The sequence below is a fragment of the Winogradskyella poriferorum genome, assembly GCF_050618035.1.
Taxonomy (GTDB): Bacteria; Bacteroidota; Bacteroidia; order Flavobacteriales; family Flavobacteriaceae; genus Winogradskyella; species Winogradskyella poriferorum_A.
On record NZ_JBODPY010000001.1, the window covers coordinates 643100 to 663164 of the forward strand.

Below are 20065 nucleotides of genomic sequence, written 5' to 3' on the forward strand. Positions count from 1 at the left end.
TTTTTTTTGTTTTTGACGCAACCCTTTTGAAGTTTCTGCATCTATAAGGTGTAATTGATTAAAATCATACATGAAAAAGTTTAGTTTAATAGCTGTATTACTGTTTTCATTTTTTTGGTCATGTAGTATCGAAGATGATAATGAACCTGAGTTTTTTCTTGAGGTATTACCGATTGACTCGGTAGAAATACCACAGGAATTTAATTATGGTGAAACTTATGATTTACTTTTGACCTACACACGCCCTACATTTTGCCATACGTTTAACAATTTTGCAGAAACTGTTAGTGGGCATGAAAGAACAATAGCTGTAGTAAATACGGTCTATACAAATTTAAACTGTGCTGAATTTTCTGAGACTGTAACTGTAAATTACGAATTGTCAATTACAGGAACACAAACTTATAAATTTAAGTTTTATCAAGGAAAAGACAGCGAAGGACATGATATGTATTACACGGTAGAAGTACCAGTAGTACAATAAGTATTAATCAATTACCAAAAAAATGTGAGTTTAGAGCAACTCATAACAAATTGTATAAATCAAGATGCGAAAGCACAAAGCCAATTATACAAGCAGTATGCAAGTAAATTATTTACGCTTTGTCTTAAGTACTCTCGAAATTATGCCGAGGCAGAAGATAATCTGCACGACGCATTTATTACTGTATTTAGTAAAATAGATCAGTATAATAATAAAGGTTCTTTTGAAGGTTGGTTAAAACGAATTGCAATTAATACATCATTGCAACGCTATAGAGACAATGCAGGTGTCTTTGACATTGTAAACGAAGAACGCATTGAAGATGTAAAAGTAGATATTAATGATAGCGATGTAAGTATTGATTTTTTGTTAGGGATAATTCAAGAATTACCCGATAGATATAGATTAGTATTTAATTTATATGTGCTAGACGGTTATTCTCATGTCGAAATAAGTGAGTTAATAAATATTTCTGCTGGAACATCCAAATCTAACCTAGCGAGAGCCAGAATGATATTGAAAGAAAAAATAGAAGATTATAAAGCGAATTTTAATTCGCGATCAATATAAAATGAGTAATAAGAAAAACATAGATAGACTTTTCCAAGAAAAGTTTAAGGATTTTGAAGTTACGCCCAATGATGCGGTATGGAATCGCATTAGTGAAAGTTTGCCTAAAAAGAAAAAGAAGCGTAGAGTAATTGCGTTATGGTGGCAAATTGGTGGCGTTGCTGCAGCTATTGCTCTTTTAGTAACAGTAGGTGTGTCTGTATTTAATAACGACCCTATTGAAAACCAGAATACTCCATTTGTAGATATTGAAGAAGGTACTGAAAATACAACACCTGCATTAGAGAATAACACAGAATCTAATGAAAAGGAACTTCAAACTAAACAAAATCTACTTAAGTCTACTAATGAGTCTCATTCAAAAGTTGCTGATTTAGAAGATGATACTAAAAAATCTAATAGTGAGTCAGCATCATCAAATAGTAAGATTCAAAAGAATGTAAAAGAACTTATTTCTAGTACTTCTCAAAAATCTAAAGTAGCCGAAAACACGAAAACTAAGGAAAGTTCTTCTGCTCCAAAGAAACCTAACAGTATATTAAAAACTGTTGATACTGATGCTACGACTAAGGTGGCCAGTACTACATCAGAAAACACAATTAATAACAACACAAACAACGAGAATAGTGTAGTCTCAGAAAATGAGATGAAAGATGTTATTAAGAATGAACTGAATAAGACAAGAGAAGCCGTTGTAGATAATACAAAGGTGAATAAAGACAATACAACTTCTAATAATAGCGAAAGTACTATTACAGAAGACAAGAAACCTACAACAATTGTTGAAGACATTAATAAACAATCTATAGAGGACGCCATAGCCGCGAACACTAAAACCAATAATGAAAAAGAAGAAGATAAAAAGAACAGGTGGAGCATAGCGCCAAATGTTGCGCCTGTTTATTTCAGTTCTTTAGGTCAAGGTTCTCCTGTACACAGTCAGTTTAATGAAAATGCTAAAAGCAGTGATATAAATATGAGTTATGGTATCGCTGGGTCTTACAGCATTAATAATAGATTAAAGGTTAGAGCTGGTGTTAATAGAGTAAATCTAAATTACACAACATCTGATGTTATTGGATTTATTGGAAGCGAGGCTGTTTCTAGAGGTGTTAGCGCTAGTGCGCAGTTTGATAATATCGATTTAAGCAGTAGTGTACAATCTGTATCACTGGTTAGTTCTTCTCTGGTAAATGCTTCATCTATGCCTGCGGCATTTAGCTCTCAATTTGTTGGTGATTTAGATCAACGATTTGGATTTATTGAAGTCCCTTTAGAATTAGAATACAGATTAATAGATAAAAGATTTGGTGTAAACTTCATTGGTGGTTTTAGTACATTCTTCCTAAGTGAAAATGAAATCTATGCAGACATTAACGGAAGCAGTACAATGATTGGTGAAGCAAACAATATTAACAGCACGAGTTTTAGTGCCAATTTAGGATTAGGCTTAGATTATAGCCTATCCAAACAATGGAATTTTAATCTTGAACCAACGTTCAAGTATCAACTGAATACATTCAATAATACGTCAGGTAATTTTAGACCTTTCTTTATTGGAGTGTATACAGGATTAAGTTTTAAGTTTTAGGTAAAATTAAATTAGGTTAGGTTATTGCAATATAGAAAGCAATGATGAATGCAATGATGACAAAAGCTACCAGTGGTTAAGGTAGCTTTTCCTTTTTTAAGGGTTTTTGTAAATCTTCAAATATTATAGTGCGGGCTTTTTCATTAAGAGCTTTGGTATTCTCAATCGAAAGCCCTTCAGTAGATAAAAACTTATGAATTCTTGCGCGCATTCGCCCTGGACCTCCACTAAAAAAGGTATATGAAAAACGCTTCTTATTGTCATAAAAAGTCATGGGCACAACAGGTATTTGGTGATTTATTGCCAATCTAAAAGCACCATCTTTAAAACTGTCTAATATTACATGTCCCTCTGGTACACCACCTTCTGGGAAAATGCATATACTAAGCCCTTGTTTTAAGCGTTTTTGTGCTCTAATAAATACGGCTTGCCTGCTTTTAGCACTGCTTCGATCTACTAGTATACAGGTACGTTTATAGAAAAAACCAAATAGTGGAATTTTGGCAAGTTCTTTTTTCCCCACAAAAACAAACGGATTCTTTACAGATACTAACATGAGCATTATATCTACCATAGAAGTGTGATTTGCAATAAACATGTAGCTCTTTTTCGGATCAGGTACTTGATCTTTAATGATCTTATAATTAAAGCCCATTCCTATTAATATAAATCTTGCCCAAAATCGTGCAAGCTCGAAAAAAAAGGGATACCACTTTTCTCTAGAAATCGATATTAAAAGTATGGGAAAGAGTACAATAATTGGCAAGGCAACCAATACATAAAACCAAACTCTATAAACAATCCAAAATGGGTATTTAATAATAGCCATAGCACCAAAACTAATTAAATAGTTCCTTTAAAAAAATTATCTTTGCTTTTCAATTTTAGAATTAAGTATAATTTAATTTTACGCCTGATTTTGCAGGTTTGATTATGGCAAGAATACTAACAGGAATTCAAAGTACAGGAACACCTCATTTAGGTAATATCTTAGGCGCAATTATCCCAGCTATCGAACAAGCTAAAGACAGTTCTAACGACTCCTTTTTGTTTATAGCAGATTTGCACTCGTTAACCCAAATAAAGGATGCTTCACTTTTACGTAGCAACACTTATTCTACTGCAGCAACATGGTTAGCATTTGGTTTGAATATAGATAAAACTGTTTTTTATAGACAAAGTGATGTGCCTCAGGTGACTGAACTGGCTTGGTATTTAAATTGCTTTTTCCCATTTAAACGTTTAGAACTTGCTCATAGTTTTAAGGATAAAGCAGATCGTCTTGATGATGTTAATGGTGGTCTATTTACCTATCCTATGCTTATGGCTGCAGATATTCTGCTTTACGATTCTGAAATTATTCCTGTAGGAAAAGACCAAGAGCAACATATAGAAATGACACGTGATGTTGCATCTAGATTTCATGCTAAAATGGGTGCTGAAGTTTTTGTTTTACCTAAAGCAGATATTCAAAAGGATACGATGCTTGTTCCAGGAACTGACGGTGGTAAAATGAGCAAGAGTAAAAATAATATCATTAATATTTTCTTGCCAGAAAAGAAATTGCGTAAGCAAATCATGTCTATTAAAACAGACAGTACACCGTTAGAGGAACCAAAAGATTGGGCAACTTGTAATTGTTTTGCTTTATATGCATTATTAGCAAATGAGGACCAAGTAGCTACAATGAAGTCTAATTACGAAGGTGGCAACTATGGCTATGGCCATGCAAAACAAGCTTTATTTGAATTGATAATGGAGCGGTTTGCAGAACCACGTGAACGTTATGCTTATTATATGGATAACCTTAGTGAAATAGATACTGCATTAGCCAAAGGGGCAGCAAAGGCAAAACTTGTTGCGGACGATGTTCTAAAACGTGTTAGGGATAAAGTTGGGTATTAATTACACATGAAGAAAGAATTAATAAGTCCTATTTTAAGCATTTTAGCAATGCTCCTCTTAATAATATCTCGCTTATTAACGGCCAATGAAATGGATCTTCTGGCCTATGGTGCACTTGCAATTATAATTGCAAGTATATATCATATTTACAAGATCATAGAATCTTCTAAATAACTTCAAATAGCTTACCAGGTAAAGGCCTCACCACACCTTTTAATTCCATATTTAGTAACAAACTTGCAATTTTATAACTAGGTATGTTGCAGTCAATGGCAATAATGTCTAGAAGTTCCTTGTCTTTACCTTTTAAGTAATTATAAATTGTTTTTTCATCAGTATCTAATTCCACGAACAACTGTTTTTGAACAACTTGTTTTTTATCCGCTTCTAATTTCCAATTTAGTAAGTAAGGGATGTCTAATGGATCGGATAATAAATGGGCTCTTTGCTGTTTAATGAGATTATTACACCCTACGCTTTGACTATCGGTTGTTCTACCAGGCACTGCAAATACGTCTCTGTTATAAGAATTAGCAATATCTGCAGTAACTAAACTACCTCCTTTTTCTGCAGATTCAATAACAATAGTAGCTTCTGATAAGCCAGCAATAATTCTATTCCGCTTGAGAAAATTATTTCTATCAAAATTATCATTACTCCAAAAGTCAGTGTAAAAGCCTCCATGACGTTCAATATCTGCAACATACTTTTTATGCACCTTAGGATAAATCTGGTTTAGGCCATGTGCCAGACAACCTATTGTTTGCAGATTATGTTTTACAGCAGCTTTTTGAGCTGTAATATCTGTTCCATAGGCAAAACCTGAAACAATAACTGGGTTATATGATGATAAGGTGTCTACTAATTTCTCACAAAAGGCTATACCATTAGTCGTTATCTTCCTTGTACCAACTATACTAATTACATACTGACGCTTTAAATTAATATTCCCAGATTGAAATAATAGTATTGGTCCATCTATGCAATGTTTTAATCGCTCTGGATAAGCTTCGTCTCTAAAGTAATGGACTTGTATATCATTTGTTTTAATGAATTGCAATTCATTCTCTGCTTCTTCGATATGAATAGCATCAAAAAGACCTTCAATTGTAACATGTCCTATCCCGTCAATTTTAAGAAGATTATGCTTCTTTTCTTTTAAAACTGCCTCTGCAGAACCACAGTGATTAATGAGTTTCTTAGCGGTTGTTGAACCTATTTTTGGGACATGCTGTAAGGCTAAAGTATATATAAGCTCTTGTTCGGTCATGGTGTGTTTACTGGCTTGTAAATTACAATAAACTAAAATTTTCTGATGTTAATAACTATATAGTTTCAAACTTTCTTCGGAAACAAAAATTTTTAACTTTGTTTGTCTCGTTATTTAGTATTTAAAAGACTTAATACATGCAATTAGAATCCTACATTAGTGATTTACTTTACAGATACGACTGTGTTACTGTACCAGGCTTTGGTGCATTTTTAACCAATCGTGTTTCTGCAAAGGTGCATGAATCTACAAGTACGTTTTATCCTCCTAAAAAAGTACTATCCTTTAACGAGCAATTACAGAGCAATGATGGTTTATTGGCCAATTACATAGCTGAGATCGAAAAAATCCCTTACAATAATGCACTTCATAAAGTGTCTAAACAAGTGCGATCCATAAAGTCTTATTTAATTGAAGGGGAAACGATTCAATTTGAAAATATTGGTGAACTGATATTAAACTCCGATGGAAAAATTGTATTTGATCCATCGAATCATATTAACTATCTCACTGACGCTTTTGGTCTAGGGCATTACACTTCTTCTGCTGTTAGTAGAGAAGCTTATAAGGAAACTGTAGAAAAACTTGAAGCCACTACTCCAATTGTAATGACACCAGAAAAGCGTTCTAATACCAATTGGCTTAAGTATGCAGCAGCGGCTGTATTGGTTTTAGGATTAGGTGGTTATTTTGGTTACAACTACTACAACACCAGTATAGAAAACCACAATCAGATTGCGCAAGAAGAGGCGAATGCCAAATTAGATGCTAAAGTGCAAGAAGCGACTTTTGTTATCAGTAATCCATTACCAGCAGCAACGCTTTCTCTTGAAAAACAAAGTGGTAATTATCATATCGTTGCTGGTGCTTTTAGAGTTGAAGCCAATTCTGTGAAAAAGGTTAACCAATTAAAAGCAAAGGGTTACAAGGCAAGAACAATTGGTGTTAATCGTTATGGATTACATGAAGTTGTTTATGCTAGTTACGAAACTAGAGCAGAAGCACAACGTGCACTTTACAATATCCGAAAAACACACAATCGTGATGCTTGGTTATTGATTAAGAAATTAGACTAACTCTACATCATTTTAAGTTTTAGCATCTTATCTTTGCATAAATTTTGAGACTTTATGCAACCTAAAACAGCATTTCAATCTAAAACAGTAGTTACAGATCTTGTATTACCAAGTGAAACCAACCCTATCAATAATCTTTTTGGTGGTGAATTGTTAGCACGTATGGACAGAGCTGCAAGTATTGCTGCAAGGCGACACTCAAGACGTATTGTTGTAACCGCTTCTGTAAATCACGTAGCATTTAATCGTGCCATTCCTCTTGGTAGTGTTGTTACTGTTGAAGCTAAGGTATCTCGTGCCTTTTCATCTTCCATGGAGGTTTATTTAGATGTATGGATTGAAGACAGAGAGTCTGGTGAGTGTATTAAGGCTAATGAAGCTATTTATACGTTTGTTGCTGTTGATGAAACAGGTCGCCCTGTAAAAGTCCCAGAGCTTATCCCTGAAACTGAACTCGAAAAAGAACGTTTTGAAGGCGCATTAAGAAGAAAACAACTCAGTCTTGTGCTTGCTGGTAAGATGAAGCCTGAAGATGCCACAGAACTCAAAGCTATTTTTGAGTAGATTTTAAACCTTTTTACTTTTTCTAGGTCTTATTACTAAACCAAATTTATTAGTAATATGAAATACCTAGTTTATACCTTAGTTTTAGTTTTTGCATTGAGCACTACTTCATGTGCAAGGCAAGTGGTTGTTAAGCAACCTGCTACAGTAACTGTTGTAAAGAAATTACCTAGACAATATAAAATAGTGCGTGTTAACGGTAAACGCTACTACTTTTTTAATGGTAGACACCATAGAAAAACCAGAAATGGCTTTGTAGTAGTGCGAGTTTAAGTTTAAGTTGAGTTAGTTTAGTGATGAATTCCCCTTCAGAAAAGTTGGGGAATTTTTTTAGTACTTAGCCAACCAAGGTTCTGGATTGATAACTTGGTCATTCTTATAAATTCTAAACCCAAGTAAGGTCTCGCCCTTGATTCTATTTGTAAATACCTGACCTATAGTTTGCCCTGTTGAAACCTTGTCTCCTTTTTTCACATAAATCTTGGCCATATTCATATAAACAGACAAGTAGTTACCATGCCTAATCATGACCGCAGGATTACCATTTTTAACCACCAAGACTCCTGAGACTTCACCATTAAATACCGACTTTACTTCTGCATTCTGTTCGGTCGCAATGTAGATACTTTTATAGTTTTGAGTGACAGAATTATCAGTTAAGGAGCGTTGTCTACCAAACTTGCCCTTTATAACACCTCTCGAAACTGGCCAGCCTAATTTGCCTTTATTGGCTTCAAAATTAGACGCTAGTCGCTTTGCCTCTGGTGTTAAAACAAACTTTCCTGTTGAGGTCTTTTTACCAGCCTTTTTGTTTGAGGCAGCTATGGCCTCTCTAATTAATCGATCAATTTCCTTATCTAATTCCCTTACCTCTTGCCTCTTCTTCTTTATCTGAGCGTTAAACTTACTCATATCGGCCTTTATTGAAGCCATCAATACCTCTCGGTTTTTTAACTCGTCTTCTAAGTTGCGTTTTGCAATTCGGTTTTCCTCAACCAGCTTTTGCTTATCCTTTTTTTGACGTGTTAATTCAATATTTAGCTCCTGTAATTCTGCAGTTTTCTTTTTAATCGCTTCACCTTGTTCCTTTTGATAATCGGTATATTGCTTTAGATACTGCAATCGCTTATAGGCTTGTTTAAAATTATCTGAGGACAATAAAAACATGATTCTGCTTTGCTCAGATTTACTTTTATAAGACTTAACAATCATTGTGGCATAGTCATCTTTTAACTCTTGCAATTGTGTTCTGAGATTGCTTATTTCTTTTTGATTTGAGTTAATCTCACGCGTCAATAAGTTAGCCTGTTCGTTAGTAATTCGAATCAGGTTTTTCCTAACACTTATTTTGTAATTAAGATCTTCAATTAAAGTAATAACCGATTTTTGCTCTTTCTTATTTGAAAACAATAAGGCATTAATCTGCTTAATTTCTTTAAGCTTTTGTTGTCGTTGTGCTTCGAGCTCTTTTTGCTTTGTGCTTTGGGCACCAATAAAACTAAACGAGAGAAAAAGACTAAAAAAGAGAAATAAATATGTGCGCTTTAAGAACATTATTTTATTACTATTTCTTTATAGCCTGCAGGTATTTTAAATGGAAACCTAACATCTTCATTTATGGAGACTGATTTAAACTCTAGAGTTACTCCTACCTCATCTGTATTCTCAACTGCAACTATTTCAATGTCCTTAGGAATCACTTGTGATTTTACTTCTTGATAAGATTTATAATCAACTTGTAAAAATCGCTTTTTAAGTTGTTGATAGAGTTGTAAACTATCCATCTTAAAATGTGAAGGATTGATTAAATAAAATAACTCTAATAATGCATTTTGGTCTTTTGGCTGCAGGGCATATGAGTTCTCAGAAACCTCAACCTTATGTGGCTCCTCTTTAAGATCATATATAGCTTGCCCAAGAAGTATATTTTGGACTTTATTAAAGTCTAATTCTACGCCAACGAAATCACTCAATAAGGCATAATCTCCATCAAAATACTCATTGTCTTGCTTGTTGTAAAAACGTACTTTGTCTGGTGTAATCATCATTCTAGCAAGACCTAATGGTGCGCTTAACCATATGGTCTTATCCTTTTCCATTCTATAGTTAAAGGTTAAACCTTGTTCCTTGTTGCCTTGTCTTAAGTCTATTCTAACCTTTGCCTGCATTGTTCTAAAGTCTACATCGTTTTTTTGATGTTGCTTAATAACTTGTTTTGCAGACAATCTATTACTAGCTTCACCTGAAGCGATGACATTTTTAGCTGATTTACATCCAAAACTGGAGGCTATTAAAACCACTAATAACGATCGTAATACTTTTCTATATGATAATTCAAAATTCATTTACTGCTGTGCTTTTATTGCTTGCGCCTTCTTAGCAAACGCATCGGACTTTGTAATATTATTCAATCCTTTATATGCGATACTAAGTTCTGAATAAAAATCAGCCTCCATTTGTGGGTTGTCAATTAAGAAATCGAGACCCATTTGAAGGTTTTCTAAGGCTTCTTCGTGTTGTCCTATTTGGTTTTTAGCTACGCCATTGACCAAATATAGAATCGGTTGAGCTGGATAGAGTTCTAGGGCTTCATTACTGCCTGAAACAACTGCATTAAAATCATTCATATCGAGCTGTAGCAAAAGAATATCTTTAATGAGCTTAAAATCATCAGGGTTTTGCCTCAATGCTTCTTGAAAATTGGTTAAAGCCTTAACCTTATCACCTGCTTTTAAATAATACTGTCCTAATTCACTATGCGTTTGGGCATCTTTATTTTCGTCTACCTGAGCAGTTATTTCTACAAGGTCTGACTCATATTCTGGATTTTTAGCCACAAATTTTACAAAATCACTTAATACTTTAGCTTTCGCATCAGCATTTATCTCTGGGCTCGATAATGCAATTTTTACTGAATTTATTGCCTTTTCAACTTCATTATCTTGTAAATAGAATTTATACAAAGCCAAATGCACAAATTTTGAATCTGGCTTAACCTTCAATAAATTTTTAGCAGCTTTGTAAGCTTTTTTCTTGTCACCTACTTGACTATATCTGTAAATCAACTTAAGGTGATTTTCTTCATTATTCGGGTTGTTAGCAATCCGTTGTTCTAAATTCTCAATACGATCATCTGCATTACCAGTAATGCTATAAATGTCATTTCGCATCGCATCTCTAGATTCGCTTAGTCCATACTCCTCATCGAGTTCATCCAAGATATCCAAAGCCTGCTTATAGCGTTCTTCTCTAACATATAACGATGCTAAATCCTCCTTATAATCTGGATGGTATTTAACCAATTGCTTTATAGTCTTTATGGCATTGTTTATATCATCTTGCTGATAGTAAACATCATACAGCTCGTCCAAAAACCATTCGTTATCGGGTTGCATGCTAACTGCCTTTTTTAAGGCATCTTCTGCGGCACCATAATTTTTTAGCAAATTGTAATTTTTGCCAAGTTCAAAATAAATAACAGGTTTTTTACTGTCTAGATTGAGACATTGCTGAAGCGCATCTACCGCACGATCATAATTTTCTATTCCTTTTTGTTTTAAGGCTTCAAAGAAATACTCTTGAAATTCATCTTCAACATTCCCAAGATCATCGTCTGGTCTATTATTGAAATTTACCTGAGCAACAGCAAAACATGGCACTAAAAGAAGTGTCATTAAAAGAATCGCTATGCTTTGTGTAGGTCTCATATTGTAATTGGATACTCAAATAAATCTAAACGGTAACGAATTTGAGCTTTATTTATAAATGCGTCAAAAGTTATTCCAAAACAGAATAGTCGCCAATACTAATTTTAGTAAAACTGCCGTCAAACTTAACGTGGTTACCAATCATTGCTTCCTCTAAATTAGCATTTTTGATATTGGTTTGGTTTTGTATTAAGCTATTTTTAACGCTGCTGTTTTCGATAACACAGTCCTTCCCAATAGAAACGTATGGGCCGACACTGGTATTGCGTAGAACAGTGCCTGCTCCAATAAAACAAGGTTCAATAATATTAGAATTCTCTAGAACTACAGAATCGTGCACGAGTTGCTCCTGGTTGTCGGATTTTAAGAACCCTAACATCTTAGCATTAGTCTCAATGGTAATATTCTTATTGCCACAATCCATCCATTCGTCAACTGTGCCAGTCTTAAAAATCTTACCATCTGCCATCATGCGTTTTATACCATCATTAATCTGGTATTCACCTCCATTCATCACATTCTGGTCAAGCACTTCTTGAAGCTTATCCTTTAATACGGCAACATCTTTAAAATAATAGATCCCAATTACTGCTTGGTCACTCACAAAGTTCTCTGGTTTTTCAACCAATTCAACGATTTCATTTTTATCATTGAGTTTTACCACGCCGTAAGCTTCAGGATTCTCTACTTGTTTTGTCCAAATGACACTATCTGCAGTTGGGTCTAACTCAAAATCAGCTCTAATTAAAGTATCCGCATAAGCAATTACTGCAGGCCCAGATAAAGACGGTTTAGCGCTCATAATAGCATGGCCTGTACCTAATGGTTGATCTTGTCTATAGATTGAAGCTTTAGCTCCGAGTTCTTCGGCAAGAGCCGTTAGGCTTTCTACAACATCATCACCAAAAAATGCAGGATCACCTAATACAAAAGCAATTTCCTCTACAGGTTGATTTAAAACCTTTGCAATGTCTTTTACCAACCGATGCACTATTGGTTGGCCTGCTACTGGAATTAATGGTTTAGGAACCGTTAAACTATGTGGTCTTAAGCGTGAGCCACGACCTGCCATTGGGACAATTATTTTCATTTTATTTACTTTTTAAAATTTATTTTACACCTGTACTACCAAAGCCACCTGCACCTCTGTCGGTTTCAGTTAAAACATCAACTTCTTCCCATTCTGCTCTTTCATGTTTTGCAATGACTAATTGTGCAATGCGCTCTCCATTTTGAATTACAAAATCCTCATTGGATAGGTTAACTAGAATCACACCTATTTCTCCTCTATAATCTGCATCAATAGTTCCTGGAGCATTTAAGACCGTAATTCCCTTCTTGGCTGCTAAGCCACTTCTTGGTCTTACCTGAGCTTCTGTGCCAACCGGTAATTCTATAAATAAGCCTGTACCAACAATTGTGCGTTCTAAGGGTTTTAATACTCTAGATTCGCTTAGGCTAGCCCTTAGATCCATTCCTGCAGATGCATTAGTTTCATAGTGAGGTAATGCATGCCTAGACTTGTTAATTATTTTAATTTTCATTTCGTCTTAATATTTGTTTTAGTTGGTTCTTTTCCAACAAAATAACTATGCCCAAAAATACAATTAACAAAGCAAATCCTATAACATAATTCTCACGATATTTATAGAATGACAACGCAGAAAATCCTATTGAAACCGACATGTAGATGCCTATTTTCTTTAGATTATACGGAATCGGATAATATTTTCTACCAAAGTAATAAGATAGAAACATCATAGAGGCATACGCCACCAGAGTCGCAATGGCAGAAGCCTTATAGCTATACAATTTTATGAAACTAAAATTTATAACTAATGTTACTATTGCGCCAACAACCGAAATATAGGCACCAAATTTTGTCCGATCTGTAATTTTATACCAAACTGAAAGGTTATGATAAATACCAAGGCAAAAGTTTGCTAATAGTATAATAGGAACAATCCACATGGCCTCCCAATAGGATTCACTTCGAATGATAATTGGTTTTAAAAGATCTGCAAATACTACTACTGATAATAAAATTAGAGAGCCAAAGGCTACAAAAAACTCAAGTATATTCGCATAGTTTTTTTGAGGGTTCTCTGTTTTTGCATGACTAAAGAAATAGGGTTCTATACCAAGCCGATAAGCTGTTGCAAAAAGCGTCATAAATAATGCTAGTTTATAACAGGCCGAATACATTCCAATATCATTTTCTGCAACATCTGCTGGTAATAGTTCTTTTAGTAATATCCTATCAAATGTTTCATTTATGGAAAACGCAATTCCTGCAATAAGAACAGGCATAGCATAACGCATCATCTGTTTCCATAATGCCTTATCGAATCTAAACCTAATCTTTAAGTAGAATGATATCAATAAGACTAAAGTGGCTGCACTAGCTACTAAATTGGCAATGAAAATGTAGCTAATTTCAAAATTGGGCTTATATATACTTTTAAAAATATCATGCTGTTGAGATAACTGGGCTAAAGCCAACAAGAAAAATAAATTGAGCCCAATATTTATAGCGACATTCACAATCTTTATAATTGCGTATCGAACTGGTTTTTCATTTGCTCTTAACCATGCAAAAGGTATAATAACAAGGGCGTCCAATAATAATATCCATATCACCAGATTTACATATTTTACATCAATCTCAATTATACCCGAAATCCATTCTTGCGATAAAATTGCAAGTAAAAAGAAAATGAGTGAAGAAATTAATAGCGATATAATGGAGGTGCTAACGACTTTATCCTGATCGTCTTCTTTATTAAAAAACCGGAAAAATGCTGTTTCCATTCCATAAGCTAATATGACATTAAAGAGTACGAAATAGGAAAAAATAACTGAAACCTTACCGTATTCACTTGGATTTGCTAGTACAGCTTCACTGGTATACAAAGGGACCAATAAAAAGCTCAACATACGTGGAAGAACCGTAGCTAAACCATAGATAAAGGTCTGCTTAAATAATGATTTAAAAGCGCTCAATTATTAATAATATATAAGCTCAAAAATATTAAATTAAAATTGGTCTTAACCGTAGGTAATAAAAAAGACTTTAGTAAAAATATCTGTACTATAAATTGCATTAAATGACTTAGTTGTCATCTTCCTCATCTAGAGTCGCTAAGTCTGTAGATTTTGGTCTAATATATTCGGAAGGTGCACCTTCCTTATAATATGTGCCTGCATATTCTGAGGGTTGACGCACTTTTATGTACTTGGTCTCACCATTTTCAATATAACTTACAACACATTCATTCTGTGTTAACTTAAATGGGTATTGCAACGGATTGTCATTTGGGTTAAATGTGTAAGCTATAGACTGATTTTTTAAAACTGCAGAATAACGTCCTCCTTTTTCGACCAATTTACCTTTTAGGTTTCTAAAAAATACACTATCGATTTTAATTGAATTTGGTTTATTTACGATAGGTACAAAAATGTTAACACCAGTACCACCTACATCTATACCTGCATACCATTCCTGAAAGTATACCTTCTTAATACTAAACTGCGTCTCTTGTTGGTAAACGGTTGTGTCTTTTGGGCTTGCGCATTGAAAAGTGAAACATACAATGCTCAAAAACCCTAGTGCTTTAGTTATAGTATTTAAGGTCTTCATAATAAAGTAGATATAGATTTGGGCTTACAATATAGTAAAATATTACATTTTATCGTTTTTTTATGCATTTAATCGATGAACGACCATGAAGCAATAAAAAAACCCAACTCATTTGAGTTGGGTCTATTTTATTTATAATCCTAAGATGGATCCTTAATCTTTAATAATTATTAAGTGCCTCTGCACCACTATTCTAATTTGACTTGCGTCTAATTATTAAGTGCCTCTGCACCACCAACAATTTCAAGAATTTCATTAGTAATTGCAGCTTGACGTGCTTTGTTATACGTTAACTTAAGCTGATCTCTTAACTCCGTTGCATTATCTGTTGCTTTGTGCATAGCCGTCATACGAGCACCATGCTCAGAAGCAAATGAATCTCTTATCCCTTTAAATAATTGTGTCTTTAAAGACTTAGGAATAAGCGTCTCAACAATCTCTTGCTTTGATGGTTCGAAGATATAATCAAGATTTGCAGAAGCATCAGATTCAACTGGTACAATTGGTAAAAACTGTTCAGTTAGTACAATCTGAGTTGCTGCATTTTTAAAGCTGTTGTAAACAAGCTCTACTTTATCAAACTCACCTTCAACAAACTTTGCCATAATCATTTCTGCAATGTCTGCAACATTATCAAAAGTTAAATCATCAAAAACCTCACTTTTATTTGCAATAACATTTCCGGTCTTTGAAAAAGCATCATTAGCTTTCTTTCCTATGGCAAGAATCGAAACATTCTTATCACTATAGGTCTCGTTAACTAATGTATTAACCTGCTTTATAATATTTGAATTAAAAGCTCCACAAAGTCCTCTATTAGATGTAATTGCAACAACTAATACGTTATTTACTTGACGTTGATCAGCAAATTTACTTCCACTATCGGCATCTAAAGTTGCACTTAAACTTTGTAATAGCTCTGTTAATTTATTAGAATATGGACGCATTGCAGTAATCGCATCTTGTGCCTTCTTTAGCTTTGCAGCAGATACCATTTTCATGGCACTGGTAATCTGCATAGTTGAAGATACCGATGATATTCTGTTACGTATTTCTTTTAAGTTTGCCATTTTCTATTTTATATAAACTCTATGCCAACATAGAGTATAATTCTATATTTATTAAGCCGTATACTTAGCAGAAAGGTCCTTAGCTACACTTGTTAAAGTATCAATAACCTCATCTGTTAATTTACCTGCCTTTAATGTGTCTAATACACCTCTGTGCTTAGCATTTAAGAACTCGATATAGTCTCTTTCGAATTCCTTTACTTTCTCTACAGGTACATTTCTTAATAAGTTCTTAGACCCAGCATAAATAATCGCTACCTGATCTTCTACAGTAAAAGGATCATTTTGTGCTTGTTTAAGAATCTCAACATTACGTTTACCTTTTTCGATTACATTTAAAGTTGCTGCATCTAAATCAGAACCAAACTTTGCAAACGCTTCTAATTCACGGAATTGTGCTTGGTCTAATTTTAATGTTCCTGCTACTTTCTTCATAGACTTAATCTGAGCAGAACCACCAACACGAGATACCGAAATACCTACATTAATCGCTGGACGTACACCAGAGTTAAATAAATCTGACTCTAAGAATATCTGTCCGTCAGTAATAGAAATAACGTTTGTTGGAATATATGCAGATACATCACCAGCCTGAGTTTCAATAATTGGTAATGCAGTTAAAGAACCACCACCTTTTACTATCGGCTTTAATGAATCTGGTAAATCGTTCATATTTTTAGCAATATCATCATCTGCGATAACCTTTGCCGCACGCTCTAATAATCTAGAGTGAAGATAGAATACATCACCAGGATATGCTTCACGTCCTGGAGGGCGACGTAATAATAATGATACCTCACGGTAAGCAACAGCTTGCTTTGACAAATCATCATAAACAATTAACGCTGGTCTACCAGTATCTCTAAAGTACTCACCGATTGCTGCACCAGCAAATGGAGCATAAACCTGCATAGGAGCAGGATCTGATGCATTAGCCGCAACAATAACAGTGTAAGCTAAAGCTCCTTTTTCTTCTAAAGTTTTAGCAATTCCAGCAACCGTAGATGCTTTTTGACCTACCGCTACATATACACAGAATACAGGCTCACCTGCATCGTAAAATTCTTTTTGATTTAAAATGGTATCGATACAAACAGTAGTCTTACCAGTCTGACGGTCACCAATTACAAGCTCACGCTGACCTCTACCTACAGGAATCATCGCATCGATAGACTTAATACCTGTTTGCATAGGCTCATCTACAGGCTGACGGAAAATTACACCAGGTGCTTTACGCTCTAGAGGCATTTCATATAATTCACCTCCAATTGGGCCTTTACCATCGATTGGGTTACCTAAAGTATCAACAACACGACCAACCATCTCTTCACCTACTTTAATAGATGCAATTCGGTTTGTACGTTTTACAGTTGCCCCTTCTTTAATTTCTTTTGAAGGTCCTAATAATACGATACCAACATTATCTTCTTCTAGGTTAAGTACAATACCTTCTAGTCCACCTTCGAATTCTACTAATTCTCCGTATTGCGCATTAGAAAGTCCATAAGCACGTACAATACCATCACCAACAGTTAATACTGTTCCTACTTCGTTTAATGAAGCTCCTGCTTCAAATCCTGATAGTTGTTGTTTTAAGATTGCTGATATCTCAGCTGGTTTTACTTCTGCCATTTTATTCTAGTCTTTAGCTATATTCTATTAGCTATTAATTTAATGTAAATTCTCGCTTTAGTTTGTTCAATTTATTGGTGATACTTGCGTCATATTGCAAATCACCTACACGTAAAATGAATCCTCCTAAAATAGATTCATCTACAATATTTTCAATTTCAGTAGCCTTACCTGTAAGTTCTTTAACTTTAGATAAAACTTTCTTTTCAAGCTCTTTTGTTAGTGGTGTAGCCGTAGTCACTTTTGCAACCTGCGTATCTCTTAATGCATCATACAAATGATTGTACTTGTTTGCTACCTCACCCAATAAGGCAATTCTCTTATTCGTAATAAGAGTATCTATTAAATTAGAAGTTGCCTCATTAGCATTTCCAAATACAGCCTTTAATACTGCTACTTTATCAGACGATCTCACTACAGGACTTTGAAGCATTGCGCCTAATTCACTGTTATCTGCAATCGCAGTAGCAATAGTTTTCATATCAGCATTAACCTTATCTGCTACTTTGTTGTCTGTAGCAAGACTCAGTACTGCCTTGGCGTATCTTATAGCTGCTCTAGATTCTGCCATTTGATATTAGTTTAAAGTAGTTTCACCTAACATATCCTCAACAAGTTTTAATTGCTTGTCTTTGTTAGATAATTCATCACGCACAACTTTCTCAGCAATTTCGATTGATAACCCAGCAACATGGCTTTTTAACTCTGCCATAGCCGCTTTCTTTTCACTATCTATTGCTGCTTGAGCCTGTTCGATCATTTTGCTTGCTTGAGTTTGAGCTTCTTCTTTAGCATCAGAAATCATTTTAGCTTTCATTTCGCGCGCTTCTTTAAGCATAGTCTCACGCTCTGCTCTCGCTTCTTTTAATATACGCTCATTGTCTGCTTGAAGATTTTCCATTTCTTGTCTAGCTTTTTCAGCAGAAGCCAAAGCATCTTTTATGCCTTCTTCTCTTTCGCTAACAGCGCCTAAAATTGGATTCCAAGCAAATTTTCTCAATATAAATAACAGGACTAAAAAAGTAATTAAAGTCCAAAAAACAAGTCCAAATTCTGGTGTAATTAAATCCATTCTGTTTCGTTTAAATAACTTAAATTTTAAAAATACAGAAGCAACCAACCGTTACTTCTGTATTTTGTTTGTTTACCCTTGTAAGAAAGCAACAACAACACCGAAAAGTGCTACCGCTTCTACGAAGGCTGCTAAGATTAATGCAGAAGTTTGAATTTTACCGTGCATCTCAGGTTGACGTGCCATAGCTTCCATAGCTGACCCACCAATTCTACCGATACCCATACCAGCTCCAATAGCTGCTAATCCTGCTCCAATCGCTGCAATTCCTGTAATAGTCATAATATAAAATTTAAATTAATGATGTGCTTCTTCAGTTGCCATACCAAAATATAAGGCTGACAATATTGTAAATATGTATGCTTGTATTGCCGTAACAACAATTTCAATAACCGTAATGAACAATGAGAACACTACAGATACTGGAGCCATTGCCACAGTTTTAAATACAAAAATTAATGACATTAATGCTAATATGATTACGTGACCTGCTGTTATATTAGCAAACAAACGAATCATTAGAGAAATTGGTTTTACAAACATTCCAATAATCTCAATTGGCATTAAAAATATTTTCATTGGTACAGGCACTCCTGGCATCCAAAAAATATGCTCCCAATAATGCTTGTTTCCACTAAATGTTGTGATGATAAATGTAATAGCCGCCAATGTAAAGGTGAACGCAATGTTTCCACTTACGTTAGCGCCGTTTAAAATTGGAATTAAACCAAAAATATTGTTAATCCAAATAAAGAAAAATATTGTAAGTAAGTAAGGCATGTAACGCTTATACTTATGGTCACCAATCATAGGCTTTGCAATCTCATCTCTTACGAAGACTATAAGAGGTTCAACAAAACTTGCAATTCCCGAAGGTACATAATCGTCTGCCTTTTTATATCTGCGTGCTGCTGATAAGAATATTAATAATAAAACCGCTATAGATACCCACATCATAAAAACATTTCGAGTTATGGATAAATCTAAAGTTGGTCTGTGTGCATTGGTTGGATGCCCTTCAGCATCATAAGCAACCTCAGAAGCGCCCTCGTCTAATACATAAACTTTCTCGTGAACATTCACGAATTTCTGTCCGTTTCTTTCAACAATTTCATGACCATGGTAATCGTGATGAAACGCAGAGGAAGAAAAAACACTAAATCCCTTGTCTGTGTAAACAATAACTGGAAGTGGAATTGTTATGTGTGATTCGTTTTCTTTGCCTTCGTTTAAAGTAGCTATATGCATACCGTAAGCGTCTTTTACGTGATGCAATATCATTTCTTTTGGATCGAACTTTTCTCCTTCTTCGCCTTCGCCAGAGTCCTTAGCAAAACCAATAAAACTAACGGATAAAAATAGAGCGGTAAGTGCTAAATTTCTAAAGGTGTTTAATGTCATTCTTTACGGCTTTAAAATACCTTGTTTTAAATTCGCTGCAAATGTACGTACATTATATGAATTGACAAACATTATTTTGGCCT

22 protein-coding genes are annotated in these 20065 nt (G+C 34.6%); 7 read left to right on the forward strand and 15 right to left on the reverse strand.

Annotated features, from left to right (window positions below; all coding sequences use genetic code 11):
* Window positions 1-70: 70 nt before the first annotated feature.
* Genes ACRHOC_RS02805 through ACRHOC_RS02815 form a run of 3 tightly spaced genes read left to right on the forward strand, consistent with a single transcriptional unit; the run spans window position 71 to window position 2645 of the window.
* Window positions 71-484, forward strand: coding sequence for a hypothetical protein (locus ACRHOC_RS02805; RefSeq protein ID WP_431156998.1), 414 nt, complete (start codon window positions 71-73; stop codon window positions 482-484).
* Window positions 485-508: 24 nt separating this feature from the next.
* Window positions 509-1054, forward strand: coding sequence for an RNA polymerase sigma factor (locus ACRHOC_RS02810; protein ID WP_431156999.1), 546 nt, complete (start codon window positions 509-511; stop codon window positions 1052-1054).
* Between the two features lies 1 nt (window position 1055).
* Window positions 1056-2645: a hypothetical protein gene (locus tag ACRHOC_RS02815; RefSeq protein WP_431157000.1), complete on the forward strand. Its 1590-nt coding sequence runs from the start codon at window positions 1056-1058 to the stop codon at window positions 2643-2645.
* A gap of 76 nt (window positions 2646-2721) precedes the next feature.
* On the opposite strand, the gene ACRHOC_RS02820 is transcribed toward ACRHOC_RS02815, so the two are convergent.
* Window positions 2722-3474, reverse strand: coding sequence for a lysophospholipid acyltransferase family protein (locus ACRHOC_RS02820; protein WP_431157001.1), 753 nt, complete (start codon window positions 3472-3474; stop codon window positions 2722-2724).
* 104 nt (window positions 3475-3578) lie between these two features.
* Between ACRHOC_RS02820 and trpS the strand changes: the two genes are divergently transcribed.
* Window positions 3579-4550 carry a tryptophan--tRNA ligase gene (gene trpS / locus ACRHOC_RS02825; protein WP_431157003.1) on the forward strand — a complete coding sequence of 324 codons (972 nt, stop codon included), beginning with the start codon at window positions 3579-3581 and terminating at the stop codon, window positions 4548-4550.
* Window positions 4551-4716: 166 nt separating this feature from the next.
* Here trpS and dprA read toward each other — a convergent pair whose 3' ends face one another.
* Window positions 4717-5820: a DNA-processing protein DprA gene (dprA, locus tag ACRHOC_RS02830; protein ID WP_431157004.1), complete on the reverse strand. Its 1104-nt coding sequence runs from the start codon at window positions 5818-5820 to the stop codon at window positions 4717-4719.
* A gap of 137 nt (window positions 5821-5957) precedes the next feature.
* Here dprA and ACRHOC_RS02835 point away from each other — a divergent pair, with 137 nt between their 5' ends.
* Genes ACRHOC_RS02835 through ACRHOC_RS02845 form a run of 3 tightly spaced genes read left to right on the forward strand, consistent with a single transcriptional unit; the run spans window position 5958 to window position 7733 of the window.
* Window positions 5958-6896 (forward strand): SPOR domain-containing protein, encoded by a 939-nt coding sequence (locus tag ACRHOC_RS02835; protein ID WP_431157005.1) that lies wholly within the window; start codon window positions 5958-5960, stop codon window positions 6894-6896.
* 54 nt (window positions 6897-6950) lie between these two features.
* The gene (locus ACRHOC_RS02840) at window positions 6951-7460 is read left to right on the forward strand and encodes an acyl-CoA thioesterase (RefSeq protein ID WP_431157006.1); all 510 of its coding nucleotides are present in this window, start codon (window positions 6951-6953) and stop codon (window positions 7458-7460) included.
* 57 nt (window positions 7461-7517) lie between these two features.
* Entirely contained in the window at window positions 7518-7733 is a 216-nt protein-coding gene (locus ACRHOC_RS02845; protein ID WP_431157007.1) for a DUF6515 family protein, read from the forward strand.
* A 57-nt stretch (window positions 7734-7790) separates the two neighbouring features.
* Here the strand turns inward: ACRHOC_RS02845 and ACRHOC_RS02850 are convergent, their stop codons facing one another.
* From ACRHOC_RS02850 to atpB, 13 genes are all read right to left on the reverse strand, one after another.
* Complete coding sequence (locus tag ACRHOC_RS02850) at window positions 7791-9014, reverse strand: murein hydrolase activator EnvC family protein (RefSeq protein ID WP_431157008.1); 1224 nt, start codon at window positions 9012-9014, stop codon at window positions 7791-7793.
* Entirely contained in the window at window positions 9014-9805 is a 792-nt protein-coding gene (locus tag ACRHOC_RS02855) for a DUF4292 domain-containing protein (protein WP_431157009.1), read from the reverse strand. Before ACRHOC_RS02855 ends, ACRHOC_RS02850 begins: the two co-directional genes overlap by 1 nt.
* Window positions 9806-11167 carry a tetratricopeptide repeat protein gene (locus ACRHOC_RS02860; protein WP_431157010.1) on the reverse strand — a complete coding sequence of 454 codons (1362 nt, stop codon included), beginning with the start codon at window positions 11165-11167 and terminating at the stop codon, window positions 9806-9808. It lies immediately after the preceding gene.
* A 70-nt stretch (window positions 11168-11237) separates the two neighbouring features.
* The gene (locus tag ACRHOC_RS02865) at window positions 11238-12257 is read right to left on the reverse strand and encodes a sugar phosphate nucleotidyltransferase (RefSeq protein ID WP_431157011.1); all 1020 of its coding nucleotides are present in this window, start codon (window positions 12255-12257) and stop codon (window positions 11238-11240) included.
* Between the two features lie 19 nt (window positions 12258-12276).
* Window positions 12277-12711 (reverse strand): dUTP diphosphatase, encoded by a 435-nt coding sequence (gene dut, locus ACRHOC_RS02870; RefSeq protein WP_431157012.1) that lies wholly within the window; start codon window positions 12709-12711, stop codon window positions 12277-12279.
* Entirely contained in the window at window positions 12701-14170 is a 1470-nt protein-coding gene (locus tag ACRHOC_RS02875) for an oligosaccharide flippase family protein (protein ID WP_431157013.1), read from the reverse strand. The genes dut and ACRHOC_RS02875 overlap by 11 nt, the downstream gene beginning before the upstream one ends.
* A 109-nt stretch (window positions 14171-14279) precedes the next feature.
* Window positions 14280-14807, reverse strand: a complete 528-nt coding sequence (locus ACRHOC_RS02880; RefSeq protein ID WP_431157014.1) for a hypothetical protein — start codon at window positions 14805-14807, stop codon at window positions 14280-14282.
* A 209-nt stretch (window positions 14808-15016) separates the two neighbouring features.
* Window positions 15017-15877, reverse strand: coding sequence for an ATP synthase F1 subunit gamma (atpG, locus tag ACRHOC_RS02885; protein ID WP_431157015.1), 861 nt, complete (start codon window positions 15875-15877; stop codon window positions 15017-15019).
* A 51-nt stretch (window positions 15878-15928) separates the two neighbouring features.
* Complete coding sequence (gene atpA / locus ACRHOC_RS02890) at window positions 15929-17509, reverse strand: F0F1 ATP synthase subunit alpha (protein WP_431157016.1); 1581 nt, start codon at window positions 17507-17509, stop codon at window positions 15929-15931.
* 34 nt (window positions 17510-17543) lie between these two features.
* Window positions 17544-18080, reverse strand: coding sequence for an ATP synthase F1 subunit delta (atpH, locus tag ACRHOC_RS02895; RefSeq protein ID WP_431157017.1), 537 nt, complete (start codon window positions 18078-18080; stop codon window positions 17544-17546).
* A 6-nt stretch (window positions 18081-18086) separates the two neighbouring features.
* Complete coding sequence (locus ACRHOC_RS02900; RefSeq protein ID WP_431157018.1) at window positions 18087-18581, reverse strand: F0F1 ATP synthase subunit B; 495 nt, start codon at window positions 18579-18581, stop codon at window positions 18087-18089.
* Window positions 18582-18653: 72 nt separating this feature from the next.
* Window positions 18654-18863 (reverse strand): ATP synthase F0 subunit C, encoded by a 210-nt coding sequence (gene atpE / locus ACRHOC_RS02905; protein ID WP_181855271.1) that lies wholly within the window; start codon window positions 18861-18863, stop codon window positions 18654-18656.
* Between the two features lie 15 nt (window positions 18864-18878).
* Window positions 18879-19982 (reverse strand): F0F1 ATP synthase subunit A, encoded by a 1104-nt coding sequence (atpB, locus tag ACRHOC_RS02910; protein WP_431157019.1) that lies wholly within the window; start codon window positions 19980-19982, stop codon window positions 18879-18881.
* Window positions 19983-20065: the final 83 nt, after the last annotated feature.